The 13,095-nt window shown below is 58.9% G+C and carries 12 protein-coding genes and 1 pseudogene; 5 read left to right on the top strand and 8 right to left on the bottom strand.

Annotation, left to right across the window (positions count from 1 at the left end):
- Positions 1-29: 29 nt before the first annotated feature.
- Positions 30-887: pseudogene (locus E6W33_RS13815) on the bottom strand (type 1 glutamine amidotransferase); the annotation flags it as partial.
- A gap of 367 nt (positions 888-1,254) precedes the next feature.
- Between E6W33_RS13815 and arsC the strand changes: the two are divergent.
- Positions 1,255-1,614, top strand: coding sequence for an arsenate reductase (glutaredoxin) (gene arsC / locus E6W33_RS13820; protein WP_136417891.1), 360 nt, complete (start codon positions 1,255-1,257; stop codon positions 1,612-1,614).
- Positions 1,615-1,631: 17 nt separating this feature from the next.
- On the opposite strand, the gene E6W33_RS13825 is transcribed toward arsC, so the two are convergent.
- The 3 genes from E6W33_RS13825 to E6W33_RS13835 all read right to left on the bottom strand — a co-directional run bounded on the left by E6W33_RS13825 (position 1,632) and on the right by E6W33_RS13835 (position 5,056).
- On the bottom strand, positions 1,632-3,260 hold the full coding sequence (locus E6W33_RS13825; RefSeq protein WP_136417892.1) for a tetratricopeptide repeat-containing response regulator: 1,629 nt from the start codon (positions 3,258-3,260) through the stop codon (positions 1,632-1,634).
- Between the two features lie 123 nt (positions 3,261-3,383).
- Complete coding sequence (locus E6W33_RS13830) at positions 3,384-4,802, bottom strand: DHA2 family efflux MFS transporter permease subunit (protein WP_136417893.1); 1,419 nt, start codon at positions 4,800-4,802, stop codon at positions 3,384-3,386.
- Between the two features lie 56 nt (positions 4,803-4,858).
- Positions 4,859-5,056 (bottom strand): DUF2905 family protein, encoded by a 198-nt coding sequence (locus E6W33_RS13835; RefSeq protein WP_136417894.1) that lies wholly within the window; start codon positions 5,054-5,056, stop codon positions 4,859-4,861.
- A gap of 323 nt (positions 5,057-5,379) precedes the next feature.
- On the opposite strand from E6W33_RS13835, the gene E6W33_RS13840 reads away from it, so the two are divergent.
- From E6W33_RS13840 to E6W33_RS13855, 4 genes are all read left to right on the top strand, one after another.
- A complete protein-coding gene (locus E6W33_RS13840) occupies positions 5,380-5,787 on the top strand; it encodes a response regulator (protein ID WP_136417895.1) in 408 nt (135 codons plus the stop codon).
- A 55-nt stretch (positions 5,788-5,842) separates the two neighbouring features.
- Entirely contained in the window at positions 5,843-6,577 is a 735-nt protein-coding gene (locus E6W33_RS13845; protein ID WP_136417896.1) for a response regulator, read from the top strand.
- A 121-nt stretch (positions 6,578-6,698) separates the two neighbouring features.
- On the top strand, positions 6,699-8,072 hold the full coding sequence (locus E6W33_RS13850; protein ID WP_136417897.1) for a multiheme c-type cytochrome: 1,374 nt from the start codon (positions 6,699-6,701) through the stop codon (positions 8,070-8,072).
- Positions 8,073-8,083: 11 nt separating this feature from the next.
- Positions 8,084-8,728, top strand: a complete 645-nt coding sequence (locus E6W33_RS13855) for a cytochrome b/b6 domain-containing protein (protein ID WP_136417898.1) — start codon at positions 8,084-8,086, stop codon at positions 8,726-8,728.
- 85 nt (positions 8,729-8,813) lie between these two features.
- Here the strand turns inward: E6W33_RS13855 and E6W33_RS13860 are convergent, their stop codons facing one another.
- From E6W33_RS13860 to E6W33_RS13875, 4 genes are all read right to left on the bottom strand, one after another.
- Positions 8,814-10,241: a sigma-54 dependent transcriptional regulator gene (locus E6W33_RS13860; RefSeq protein WP_136417899.1), complete on the bottom strand. Its 1,428-nt coding sequence runs from the start codon at positions 10,239-10,241 to the stop codon at positions 8,814-8,816.
- The gene (locus E6W33_RS13865; RefSeq protein WP_168798640.1) at positions 10,238-11,872 is read right to left on the bottom strand and encodes an ATP-binding protein; all 1,635 of its coding nucleotides are present in this window, start codon (positions 11,870-11,872) and stop codon (positions 10,238-10,240) included. The genes E6W33_RS13860 and E6W33_RS13865 overlap by 4 nt, the downstream gene beginning before the upstream one ends.
- Before the next feature lie 354 nt (positions 11,873-12,226).
- The gene (locus E6W33_RS13870; protein ID WP_136417901.1) at positions 12,227-12,568 is read right to left on the bottom strand and encodes a c-type cytochrome; all 342 of its coding nucleotides are present in this window, start codon (positions 12,566-12,568) and stop codon (positions 12,227-12,229) included.
- Between the two features lie 312 nt (positions 12,569-12,880).
- Positions 12,881-13,078 (bottom strand): DUF2905 domain-containing protein, encoded by a 198-nt coding sequence (locus E6W33_RS13875; RefSeq protein ID WP_136417902.1) that lies wholly within the window; start codon positions 13,076-13,078, stop codon positions 12,881-12,883.
- Positions 13,079-13,095: the final 17 nt, after the last annotated feature.

The following is a 13,095-nucleotide window of genomic DNA, read 5'->3' on the forward strand; positions in this document are numbered from 1 at the left end:
AGCGTCGTCAAATGCCCGAATGCTTAGACCTAAAAACGCGTTTCGCGTGCCGCAGCGAGAAAATCGTCGAGAATTGGGGTGCAGTCGAGCAACTCGGCGCTCCCGCCCCGGTGAAATTCGGGATGCCATTGCAATCCCATTACAAAACGCGCTTTGCGGTAACGCACCGCTTCGACGATGTTGTCACGTCCGGAGACCGCCTCGACCACGAGATCCCGCCCGAGATCCTTGACGGCCTGATGGTGAATCGAGTTCACCAAGGCTTCGGGTTTCGCCGGAAACAAGGAACCAAGCACCGATCCCTTCGGGAACTGGATGACATGATAGTGGCTGTCGTACAGATCGCTCACGTGTTTGATTGCGGTCGGCACATCCGATGCGATGTCTTGATACAGCGTGCCGCCAAAGGCAACGTTAATTAATTGACAACCTCGGCAAATTCCGAGTACTGGCTTGCCGGCTTCCACGAATTCATGCAGAAGCTCGAGTTCATACATATCGCGGGCGCGATCGCCGCTCCACTCCGGCCGAGTGGCGGTTTCGGAATAGGTCTGCGGCGAGACGTCAGCACCTCCCTGCAGAACCAGTCCGTCCAGATGCTTGGCGTAGTCGCGCAGACGGATATTGCTTGGATGCAACATGCTTTTGTTGTTGACGGTCGGGATCATGAATACCATGACATCGCGCGACATCACCCATTGGGCGATCGATTCTTCGAGATACTGCAATGTTTTGCTGCGCAGGCCCTTGGCCCCCGCTTCTGGATGAAAGATGCGCGCAGAGACGCCGATTTTCAGCGTGCGTTGTGTCAGGCGGCGAAGAATCCTGTCGGACAGGGCGCGCACGCGGGCACCGACAATTCTTTGCGTCTGAGCCCAAGGCGATTCGTGCGTGTGCAGCCTGGGGAACGGCTCGTAATTCGGGCCGGCACTACCGGCCGGTGCGTCGATGGGAGGTAAATCGGATGATGGCGTTTTCGGCTTGTTCTGTTCAGGCATAAGATCGGTTAAACAACTTTCGCCGTCCGGCGGATACTGGTCGAATTGCTGACACTTGAGCGACGGACGGCAGAGTCAAAAACAAGTGGCGACCGTCTTCGTCAGACGGAACGTGAATATTGATTCAGACCTATTTGTTGCTCTGCGGTTCAATCTTGCCTCGCCTTCAGATTGCGCGCGAGACGATCACGAGCGACGGATCTCCGTACGTAATAAAATTGCACACGACTTACAACCGCGTTCCCATCGACCAACAATGATAACGATTTTTCATAACCCACGTTGCTCAAAGTCCCGCGAAACGCTTGCGCTTGTCGAGGAATTCGCCGCGCGCCGGCATCTGCCCGTCGAGGTCGTGGAGTACCTGAAAACACCGCCTACGGTCCCGCAACTCAAGCCCCTGCTGCAGCAACTGGGCTGCGACGTGCGTGAGATTGTGCGCAGCAATGAAGAGGAATACGACACTCTCGGGCTAGCACAGGCCGACGACGAGGCATTGCTCAGCGCCATAGCAACGACGCCGAAGCTGCTGCAACGTCCGATCGTGGTGTATCGGGGACGAGCGGTCATCGGCCGGCCGCCGGAACGCGTCAGGGATTTGTTCGACGCGGAGTAAGTCGACAGTCTTGCGCCTCAGACGCCGCCCAGCGGAGCAATGTCATGTTTTCTCAGCATGGCTTGATAGAGATCCGCCAAAGGGACGAGACGCGGGTTGTTGGGGTCGAGGCGGCGCGCGGACTGGATGTACCCGCGCACCTGGGCCGCGAGCTTGGAGTCCCAGCCGACATTTTCGAGATATTTGAGGACAGCGACGGCGGCGTTGAAGACGACTTGCGGATTGTCCGGGAGGCGGCGCGCGGCGGTCGTCATCAGATCGACCGCGCCGGCGAAATCGCCCTGCCGCGCCTTCTCGGCGCCACTCGAAACGAGGTCGACTACCTGGCGCCGGCTTTCCTTGGCCACGGTCTGCGCCAGCTCCTTGCGCCCCGCCTGCTCGAAAATGTCCATTGCCTTGGCAAAGGCAGTGTCGTCGGCGGCGTTACTCATCACATCGCGCATCACTTCGGAGGCACCGTCATCGAGCTGATGATCCAGGCAGTTCTTCGCAAGCTCCATTTTCAGTTCATTGGATATGCCGTGGACGTCGCGGCACGCCGCCACGGCAACGCTCAATTCTTCCTGTGCGCGCTCGGCATTGCCGAGTTCCGTTTGAAGCAGTGCCGAGGACAAGGCGCGGCAGGCCGGGGTCTTGTCAAGGCCGGCAAGGGATTTTTCGAGATCGCGGATGACGCTTGCCGCCTGCTGTGTGTCGCCTTTCCTGACCAGTGTTCGCACCAGACGGACATGGTCTTCCGGGTCGCGGAATTCGGAGTATTTGGCCTTGGTTACGACGCGCTGGAAGGACTTCTCCGCCGTCTCGACATCCCCGGTCTCGAGCGCAACGTCGCCCAGCCTGCGCAAGCGACGCACTGCGTGAGGTGAGATGGCTACCGCTCCGGCCAGGACCTCCTTCGCTTGCGGTAATTGATCCATCGCTTCGTGTGTCTTGGCCAGCCAGTCATAGGCGTCCATGTACCGGCTGTTTTCCTCGACCAGCGAGGCGAGCAGGCTTTCCGCCTCGGCAAATTTTTCCTGCATGAAGAGCGTCTTGGCCAGACCGAGGCGCGCCCATGCGACGGCCTTGGTCGCGAGCAGGTCCTGGTAAATCTTTTCGGCCTCCTTCGATTCGCCGAGAATGACGTGCAACTCGGCACGCAGGCGCATGAAATCAATCGCGTACTTCGGGTACTTGCTTTCACCCATGCGGCAGATGTCGATCGCCTCGCGCAGGTTGCCATGCTCCATCAGGTGATAGGCGGGCAGGAAGATAGTCCGTTTTTCGATTGCGCGGGCTATCCGGTCGAGCAGCGTGTCCGCGGTAAACGGCTTCAGGATGTAGTCGGTCGGCGCCAGCTCGGCGGCGCTGACGACCTTTTCATACAAGCGCTCTGCGGTAACGATGATGAAGATGGTCCACAAGGGAATCAGCTTGTTGTGGCGCAGATCTTCCAGCAATTGCTGACCGTCCTGTCCGTCGCCGAGATCGTATTCGCACAGGATGAGGTCGTAGGACTTGTTCTTGAGCGGGCGGATCGCGGTGCCGGAGCTCACGGCGTGGTCGATCTTCGTGATGCCGCACAGGTTGAGCATGTTGTGAACGCTCGCGCGCATGCCGGAATGCGGCTCGACGATCAATGCGGTCAAACTACGAAGCGATGACATTCCTGATAATCCGTTCGCCCTGAAGAGGTTGGTGCCAGGACGATGTTGCCGTCCAGCCAGATTGCCAACATACCACTGTCGGACCGAAAAGCAAACCCGGAAGCCGCTGGCCGGGTTGACTCGCTATCGGGCGGTCACTTCGGGCGCGGCTGCGCGCATGCGCCAGGCGGCAATAACGGCGGATGCACATAAAGCCGCAACGACCAGGAAGGTTTCGCTGAAGGCGGTCACCTGGCCGCCGTCCGGCGCGGACTGATGCACCGCCAGACGCCACTCCAGCAGGATTCCGACGACGCTGACACCGATGGCGCCGCCGAGCTGGCGCATGAAATTGATGGTGCTGGCGCCCTGCGCGATCAGGCCGAATTCCAGGCCGCGCATCGATCCCAGACTGAGCGACGGCAGGACAAAGCCCAGGCCGAGGCGGCCGATGATGGTCCAAGTCATCAGCGTGAAATAGCCGGTGGCGCGCGAACCGGCGGCCATCAGGCCGAAGGACGTGGCCAGCAGGCAGAGGCCGAGCGCGACCAGCACATTCGGCGGGAAACGATCCGCCAGCTTGCCGGCAACAACGATGGTCACTGCCAGCACGATCCCGCCCGGCAGCAGAAGCAGCCCGGCCTCGGAAGGCGCGTAATGCAGCGCCATTTGCATGTACACCGGCACCAGGTAGGTCGAACCGAACAGGCCGGCGCCGTAGATGAATGCGACCAGCGCGCCCATCGCGAACTGGCGGTAGCGGAACAATGTCATGTTCATCAGGCCATTTTGCACGCGGAGCTGATAGAGCACAAAGCCGACCAGGCTGGCGGCTGCCACCAGCAGCAAGGCGGCAGCTTCTCCCAAACCTTGATGCAAGCTGACCAGCCCGTTCAGCAGGCTGACGGTGCCGACACCGGCGAGCAGCAAGCCTTTCCAGTCCAGCGCGCGGGTGTCGCCCATCATCGGTGAATTGACCGCGAGGAGGCGGCGCGACATCGCGAGCACGATCAGGCAGAACGGCACCACCGCGAAAAAAATCGAGCGCCAGCCAAACTGTTCGACCAGGAAGCCGCCCACGCTCGGGCCGATGGCCGGCGCCAGCACCACGCCGAAACCAAAGATCCCCATTGCCTTGCCCTGCTCGCGCGCTTCGAATGAGCGCAGGATGACGATGGAGGGAATCGGCTGCATGATGCCCGCGGCCAATCCTTCCGCCACGCGCATGGCGAGCAGCATCGGATAGTTGAGGCTGAATCCGCCGACCACTCCGCCGAACAGCAGCAAGAGAATGGCGGCGGTGTAGGTCCTGCGCAGACCGTAGCGCAGCAGAAACCAGGGCGTGCTCAGCATCGACAAGGTCATAGCCAGCATAAAACCAGCCGACACCCACTGCGCGCGCTCCTGGCCGAGAACGAAATGCCTGCTCAGGTCGGGAACGGCGACGTTGACGATGGTCGATGAAAGAATCGACGCCATGGTGCCGATCATGGTCGTCAGGAGGACCAGCCATTTGTAGCGGGTTCCGTAACGGCTGCGCAATTGTTCGAGAGTGGGCTGCATCTTGATTCGGGAGATGAATGTCTATGTGGGAGCGCGTCCTCGAAGACAAGGGCTGCTCAGCCGATCACTTGCGCAATGGCGAAGGCGACGATCGACCACAGCAATGTCGAGCCGAACGGCAGGCAGAAGTTCGCCGAGCGCACGCGAAAACGAACATCGCCCGGCACGCGCCCGACCCCGAGCCGGCCCATCACCGGCAGCAGCGGGTAGAACACAAACAGACCGACGAATATCGCGGCGACCCAGCGGATCATGTCTTTCCCTCTTGATGTCAGGCGGAACGGAGATTGTACCCGGCTCTATTCAAGGGCTGATCGCGGCGCGGTGCATAGAAACCGGATGCTGCGTGTGAGCGCCCTAGCACCTTGAATATAAAGGGAATTGGCCGATTTCCCGGCTTGCGGTGCACATAAAAAATGTACTTCAACCGCGTCCGCACGGGCACCAAATCGGCCTGCGCCGGCCATTCTCCGCAATGGAAAACGTAAGCCCTTGATTGCGCAAGGATAAATCTGCCTCCGCCCTATTGGCACGCGGAATGCTAAGCAATGGTTAAACACAAAACAGAGTCAGCAAAATGAACACGAAAGCCAAAATCCTGATCGTCGATGATGAAGAAGTGGTCCGGTTGAGCTACGTGAGAATTTTTGCGGGATCGAACTGCGATGTGGAAGCGGTATGCACCGGGATGCAGGCGGTTCAACTGCTGCAGAAGGGCCCGTTCGATGTCGTACTGCTCGATTTGCGGATGCCGGAAATGGATGGCATGACGGTTCTCCGGGCGCTCAAGCAACACTGGCCCGACAGCGAAGTGATCATCATCACCGGGTATCCGACCATCGAGTCGGCCAAGGAAGCAGTCACGCTCGGCGCATACGACTATCTGACCAAACCGGTCGGTCCTGAACAGGTGATTGACGCAACCAGAGGTGCGATGCTGCATAAACAGTGGGCTTTGCATAGCGATGCCGGCTCGCAGGCTTGAAGAAGGCTGGTTCCGGCAGTGTCGCTGAAGAAGGCGATTTTTTGAGGGGAATACCATGAGCGCGTTACCTAAAGTATTAGTCGTCGATGACGACCCGGTGGTTGGCAAGAGTTTCAACCGTGTGCTTTCCGACAAGGGCTACATCGTGATCACCGCCGAAAACGGCTATGACGCGCTGGCGAAGCTCCAGGAAGAAAAATACGACCTTGTCTTCACCGATATCAAAATGCCCGGCATGAATGGTTTGGAAGTCGCTGAACGCGTGAAGGCGAAGCAACCGTGGACACCCGTCGTGATCGTGACCGGCTATGGCAGCAAGGCCAATGAAGAGAAGGCCATGGCCGTCGGCGTCTCGGACTTCCTGCGCAAACCGCTGTCGCCGGAGATGATCGAGGAAACGACGATCAAGGTTCTGCATCAGCCCGTGGCGCAGCCGGCTGCCTTGCTGAAAAAAGAGGCGCCTGTCGCCGTCGAGGCACAGCCTGCGGCAGCAAGGAAATCGAGCATGCTGAAGAACATGCTGCTGTTCTTGTCGGCACCCTTTGTGGGTCTGGTCTACGCCATCCTGCTGCCGTTCGTCGGTATCGGCATGCTGGCCTGGGTTGCGGGCGAGGCGCTGATGAAAAACCCGAAGGCCGCTACGGTGCTGCGCGCAGGGAAGTACGCCGGACAGATCGTGGCCGCTCCCTTCGTGGGTCTGGCATTCATTGTCCTGTTCCCGTTCGTCGGGCTTGCGATGCTGGCCTGGTTCGCAGGAAAAACATTGGCCACCCGGCCGGCGCAAGAGTGAAGCATACGGTGCGGGCACGCGCCAGGCACGGTTGAACGCCACCTGCCTGCCGCTGCCTGCATGGGGAGGGCACCTTCGCCTGACAGGAAAGCAAGCCATTTTCGATCAAAGAGGAACTGCTATGACACGCTCCCGCACATTGAGCGCCGCAGCAAGGCCGTCATGCCGCACCAGCTTCATTCTGGCGACGATGGCGGTCATTGCATTTTTCATGCTGAGCATGATCGCGCACGCCGCCGACGACAAAGACAGGGGCCTGTCCGACGAGGACATGGCATGCCTGAAATGTCATGCCAAGCCGGATCTTGAAAAAACGCTGGGGAACGGCAAGAAGCTATCTTTGTACATCGGCACAAAAACCTTCGCCGGTTCGGTGCACGGCAAGGAAGGTTGCGAGGGGTGCCATGCCGAGATCGACGCGAAGACCCATGGCAAGGAAAAGACCAGCCTCGAGAGCAAGCGGGAACTTTCGCTCTCGATGATGGAAACCTGCCGCGATTGCCACAAGAAGACGGTCAAGCAATACGAAGACAGCGTGCATGCCGCGCTGGTGCAGGAAGGCAGCAAGAAGGCGCCGCTGTGTTCCGATTGCCATGACCCGCATGCGACGCAGTCCCTTAAGGATGCGCCGGCGCATACCGACACGGTGATCTGCCAGAAGTGCCATGAGAGCATCGACAAGGCGTACACCGCGAGCGTGCATGGCCAGGCCGGCGACGACGCGCTGGTTTGCGCAGATTGCCATCACACGCACAATGTGAAGGCTGCATCGCTCGGCGACAACATGAAGAAGGAATGCATTTCCTGCCATCGCGACACGGCCACCACCCATGCGACCTGGCTGCCGAACACGCAGCGCCACCTGGAAGCGATTTCCTGCCCGGCCTGCCATTCTCCCGGAGCGAAACGTCGCGTGAACCTCAGGCTGTATGACGGCATGACGCAGCAGCAGGCTTCCGACAAGGTGGGCGTGCCGCAATTCATCAAGCTTGCCCCTGGCGCGGATGCCAATGCAGCGGGGCTGGATTCGCGGGCGCTGTGGAGCATGCTGCAGGATTTCAACCGCGATGGTGCAAAAGAGAAAACGGTATTGCGCGGAAGGCTCGAGGTGCGCACCGGGATCGAAGCGCATCAACTCGCGAAGAAAGAGCAGGCCCTCAAGGATTGCGACACCTGCCATCGCGAAGGCGCGGAATCGTTCCAGAGCGTGACGATCAGCATCGCCGGACCGGATGGTCGGCCGCTGCGTCGCGATGCCGGCAAAGGCGTGCTGAATTCCATCGAATCGATCGAGTCGGTCAGCGGCTTTTATGCCCTCGGCAGCACACGCATCAAATTGCTCGACACCCTGCTGGCGCTCACGGTCGCCGCCGGCATCTTCCTGCCAGGCGCGCATCTGACTGCCAAATGGCTGTCACGCAGAGCGCGCAACAAGCAGGAAGCCGCCAAGGATTCATCCGAGACATCGCGTCCCGACAGCGATATGCTGAACTAAAGGAGATGATCATGAGCAGAGTTTATGTACACCCTCTTCCGGTCAGGATCTGGCACTGGGCCAACGCGCTGCTGTTCATCGTGCTGATCGCGAGCGGACTGCAGGTCAGGTATCTCGGATCGATGAATCTGATGTCGTTCAAGACGGCGGTCGTGATCCACAACTGGGCCGGCTTTGCGCTGATCGGGAATTTCGGCATCTGGCTGCTGTTCTACCTGTTCTCCGAAAGGAACAAGGTCTACCACCCGGAGTTCAATCTGCTGAAGCTGTTCCGCGAATGCTTCCGGCAAGCGCGTTACTACGGCTACGGCATGTTCAGGGGCGAGGCCAATCCGCATCGCATCGATCCCTACGCCAAGTTCAATCCCTTGCAGCGCATGCTCTACCAGATCCTCATGCTGATGCTGCTGCCGATTCAGTTCTTCACCGGCGTGCTGCTGTGGGATGTGAAGCGCTTTTCGAGCCTGGTGGACATGCTCGGCGGCGTGCGGGTGGTGGACACGGTGCATGTACTGATCTTCATCTTCTTCGTGTTCTACATGTTCTTCCATCCTTATCTCGCTACCCTCGGGCACACACCGATGGCGCATATCAATGCAATGGTGAGCGGCTATGAAGATGTGGAGGACGAACCTGCGGCGCATGCTGCGGAGTGAGTGGTTGGCCCACGGAAAACACGGAAGGCACGGAATTCTTCCTCGATTCCGTGCCTTCCGTGTTTTCCATGGATAGCTGCTTCGACTATGTCGGCTCCGGCTCGCCGGGCGGTCCCTGTTCCGTATCGCGCACGCGGATGTTGTATTTCTTCATGAGCGCCTGAAAATTCGCTCTCTGCATGCCGGTTTCTTCCGCGCTTTTGGTCACGTTCCAGACGTTCCGTTTCAACGTCTCCTGCACGAACAATTTCTCGATGTCTTCTACGGATTTCTCCCTGACGATCTTCTTTATCCGCTTGAGGTCGTCGCTGGTGCGCGGCACTTCCAGATCCGCGCGCGGCGCCGCATCGAGAATGCTCGCCAGATGCGCCTGGCGGATGATGTTGTCGGAGGCAAGAATCACTGCGCGGTGCACGGTATTTTCCAGCTCGCGCACATTGCCCGGCCAGTCATGGTTTACCAGCAGGCTCATTGCGCCATCGGAGAATTGTGTGACCGGCTTTTCCAGCTCGTTGCCATACAGCTTGAGGAAATGAAAGGCCAGTGCGGGGATATCGTCGCGCCGCTCCCGCAAGGGCGGAATGTGGATCGGAAAGACATTGATGCGGTAATACAGGTCCTCGCGGAAGCTGCCATCCGCCACCATGGCCTTCAAGTCCTTGTTGGTCGCGGCGAGCAGCCGGACGTTGGTGGTGTGGCTGCGCGTGTCGCCGACGGCCTTGAATTCGCGCTCCTGGATCACGCGCAGCAGCTTGCTCTGGGTCGATGGCGAGATGTTGCCGAATTCATCCAGGAAGAGCGTGCCGTTGTTGGCCATGTCGAACATGCCGCGCTTGTTGGCCACCGCGCCGGTGAACGCGCCTTTGACGTGCCCGAACAGTTCGCTTTCCAGAAGATGTTCACTCAGCGTATTGCAATCGACCGGCACGAAGGACTCTTCCTTGCGCAGGCTGTTGTAATGGATCGCCCGGGCGATCATTTCCTTGCCGGTGCCGCTCTCGCCGGTGATCAGCACGGTGCAGTTCGTGGGCGCGCACTTGGCGATCAGGCGATACACGTTTTGCATCTGGACGCTGGAGCCGATGATGTTTTCGAAACGGTATTTGGAACTGACTTCGCTCTTGAGCGAGCGGTTTTCCTGCAACAGGCGCCGCCGCTCCAGTGCGCGATCGACCACCATCTTCAGTTCATCTGGATCGAAAGGCTTGGAGAGGTAATCGAATGCGCCGAGCTTCATCGCGCGCACGGCGGTCTGGATCTGGGACAGGCCGGTCATCATGATGACGTCGACATCCGGATGCCTTTCCTTGACGTGCTGCAGCACTTCGAGACCATCGATCTTCGGCATCATGATGTCGAGCACGATCACGTCGTAATTGTTCTCGTCGATCTTGCGCAAGGCATCCCAGCCGTTCGCCACCGACTCGACTTCATAGCGCTCGTTGCCGAGTATGCGTAGGCAGCTCTGAACGACGATTTCCTCATCGTCGACGATCAATATCCTGGCTTTCATTGAATGCTCTCAAAGGGTTTTCTTCCGGGTTCGTCAACAGGCACCCTGGCCGGAAGATAGATGCGGAACGTGGTTCCCTCACCGACCTTGCTTTCCACCGCGATCTCGCCGCCGTGGGATTTGATGATCCCGTAGCTCACGGAAAGGCCCAGCCCGGTCCCCTTGCCCACTTCCTTGGAAGTGAAAAAGGGGTCGAAGATGCGTTCCATGTTGGCCTCCGGGATGCCGCAGCCGTTGTCGGTGACCGCGATTTCCACCGCGGGAACCGGCTCGTCGCCGAATGCGGAGAGGCGTTTTCCGGCGAGCAGTCGACTCTCGACGAGAATGGTCCCGCGCTCCTCGATCGCTTGCTGGGCGTTGACGAGTATGTTCATGACGACTTGCTTGATCAGGTCCGCGTCGACCAGCAGCCGGGGCAGATCGGGATCGAGCTTCATGGCGATTTCGATCTGCTGCAGCGCGGCCGAGCGTTCGACGAACTGCACGGTCTCGCTGATGACCTGGTTCAGGTCGACCAGCTTCTTCTCGGGCGCCTTTTCACGCGCGAAGTCGAGCAGCCGCCGGATGATGCTGGCACAGCGCTTGGTTTCGCGAATGACCAGATCCAGGTCCTCGGCATCCTGACTGTCGTCGGGAAGTTTCTTTCGCAACAGCGACGTAAAGGTCAATACGCCGGTCAGCGGATTGTTCAGCTCGTGCGCGATGCCGGCGGCCAGCTTCCCGATGGAAGCCAGCTTCTCGCCACGCGCGACCTCGGCTTCGGCGCGGCGCAGTTCAAGGGTGCGCTCCTTCACTTTCTGCTCCAGCGTTTGCACCCATTCTTCGAGTTCGCCGCGCGACTTCTTGAGCGCGGACATCATCTGGTTGGTGGAGAGCGCGAGGCTGCCGAATTCATCGTCGCCGCGCACGGGGATCGGATGATCGAAGTCCCCGGAAGCGAGTTTTTTGGCGCCGTTCTCCAGGTCGCGCAGGGGGACATAAATCAAGCGATGGAGCAGCCAGCCGACGCTGAGCGAAACCAGAAGGATGAACCCGATCGATATGACGACCATGTTGACCATGTGGGCGCGCATGGTGCGATCGACCTCGTCCAGGGAATACGTGATGTCGACCACGCCGAGCACCGACTGGCTCTTGGGATGCTTGTGGCAGTCCGCGGTCGAGCACGACGGCTCATTGCGGATGACTTCCATGTTTCCCAGCATCTGATGCCGGCCCTCGGTTTCGAAGATGCGCCATTTCTTGTGGTTGGGAATATCGGTCAGCGCTTTCTTTCCCTCGTGGCAAAGCGAGCAATGCTCCGCCTTCTTGTCGATATGATCGCCGATCTCCGACGGATCGTTGGAATGGGCGATCATGCCGTCCTTGCCGAGGACGCGGACCCGCTTGATACCCTCCTGCTTGCCGATGTCCTCGATGATCTTGTCAACGATGTCGGGTTCGTCCAGGAGCATGGCGTAGCGCGTACTCCGCTCGATAACTTGCGACAGCTGCGCCATGTGGCCGGTCAGGATGCGCAATTGCTCGTTCCGCTCTTGCTGCACGAGAAGCAGGATGAAGAAAATCATCACCGCGACCAGCACAATGGTCAGGTACATGCTGACTTTGAATTTAAGGCTTTTCGGGAACATTCTCGCCTTCCGCATGGATCGAGAAGAGCCTGCTGACGCCTGCGGGGAAAACCGTTGTTCGACCGATGCTCCGCCATGGCCTGACGCGAGCCGGATCGAGACTTTGGCACACAATGTTTAGTATTGCGATCCGGGCAATTTTTTTCAATCCGGGCTATTGAGCCACATCAACGTTGAAAAGAAAAACCGGCTTTTTTCGCAGAAACAGTCTGGCTTTGGAGGATTCGCGATGGAAAAGCGCCGTCAGCGTGCGCTTGACGGGCACTGTGGATCCTGGATGGATGAATGACGACGGAAAGCTGCCATGACCGGCACCGCGGCCGGGGCAGCTTTCTATCGTCGGGGCTGGCCACCTTACTGGGCAAGAATCCAGTTGATCAGATTCTTCAGCTTACCCTGGTCTTTCGTGTCGATGATCTTGTGCTGATCTTCTGAGCCGTCGTCGAGCTTGACCTTGGGACCGGTCGTGATGCTCTTCATGATGGCGCTTTCGGCATCGGCCTTGCCCTTGTATTTCTCCGAAATCTTCTTGTAGGACGGGCCCTTCTTGTTCTTGTCGATCGCATGGCACTTCATGCAACCGTTGCTCTTGGCCAGCCCCGTTGCCGCGTCGGCGTCAACGGCTGCGCTGGCGCTTGTCGCCGACAGCGCCAGCGAAATCGTGAACAAGGCACCGACAAGTGATACGGATTTCATATCATTCCCCTTTTCTCATGGTTGAAAGCGTTTATGCCGCGTGGGGCGCTTTGCCAGCGCCGTTCTCGAATACACGCTACCTAGCATTCGTCATGCCAATGCGAAGAGAAGGAGAAAAATTCGTTTGCAATCAGCCGCTTGCGGGCGCGAGAACGCCTCGCAGTCGTTGCGCGCCACCTGTTTCTCCGGGCTGAAGTATATTTTTTTTATGCACCCCGGCCCCGGCATTCACCGGAATTCCGTTTGAATTCAAGGAATTAAGAATGTCGAGCCGGTCCGGGCAATTCTATGCACCGGCGCGAAGAAAGGCGTTTAACGCAGCAAGCGCCCGATCAGCACCACGGCAAAGGACATCAAGAGCGTGGAGGCAAATGGCAGGAAGACTTTCTTTCCAAAGAACGTGAAGCGCACATCGCCCGGCAGGCGGCCGATGCCAAGCTTTTCGAGCCAGGGCAGCAAGGATGAAAAGATCACCAGCGCAAGGAAAATGGTCAGTACCCAACGTATCATGCGCGGCTCCGTGAGAT

The sequence above is a fragment of the Herbaspirillum sp. ST 5-3 genome (assembly GCF_004804275.1).
GTDB lineage: Bacteria > Pseudomonadota > Gammaproteobacteria > Burkholderiales > Burkholderiaceae_D > Noviherbaspirillum.

Bases quoted from the DNA above. Each gene is read 5' to 3' on its own strand.
- E6W33_RS13840 (WP_136417895.1), top strand. From the start codon at position 5,380: ATGAACACGAAAGCCAAAATCCTGATCGTCGATGATGAAGAAGTGGTC.
- E6W33_RS13850 (WP_136417897.1), top strand. From the start codon at position 6,699: ATGACACGCTCCCGCACATTGAGCGCCGCAGCAAGGCCGTCATGCCGC.
- E6W33_RS13830 (WP_136417893.1), bottom strand. From the start codon at position 4,802: ATGCAGCCCACTCTCGAACAATTGCGCAGCCGTTACGGAACCCGCTAC.
- E6W33_RS13845 (WP_136417896.1), top strand. From the start codon at position 5,843: ATGAGCGCGTTACCTAAAGTATTAGTCGTCGATGACGACCCGGTGGTT.
- E6W33_RS13870 (WP_136417901.1), bottom strand. From the start codon at position 12,568: ATGAAATCCGTATCACTTGTCGGTGCCTTGTTCACGATTTCGCTGGCG.
- E6W33_RS13855 (WP_136417898.1), top strand. From the start codon at position 8,084: ATGAGCAGAGTTTATGTACACCCTCTTCCGGTCAGGATCTGGCACTGG.
- E6W33_RS13825 (WP_136417892.1), bottom strand. From the start codon at position 3,260: ATGTCATCGCTTCGTAGTTTGACCGCATTGATCGTCGAGCCGCATTCC.
- E6W33_RS13835 (WP_136417894.1), bottom strand. From the start codon at position 5,056: ATGATCCGCTGGGTCGCCGCGATATTCGTCGGTCTGTTTGTGTTCTAC.
- E6W33_RS13860 (WP_136417899.1), bottom strand. From the start codon at position 10,241: ATGAAAGCCAGGATATTGATCGTCGACGATGAGGAAATCGTCGTTCAG.
- arsC (WP_136417891.1), top strand. From the start codon at position 1,255: ATGATAACGATTTTTCATAACCCACGTTGCTCAAAGTCCCGCGAAACG.
- E6W33_RS13875 (WP_136417902.1), bottom strand. From the start codon at position 13,078: ATGATACGTTGGGTACTGACCATTTTCCTTGCGCTGGTGATCTTTTCA.
- E6W33_RS13865 (WP_168798640.1), bottom strand. From the start codon at position 11,872: ATGTTCCCGAAAAGCCTTAAATTCAAAGTCAGCATGTACCTGACCATT.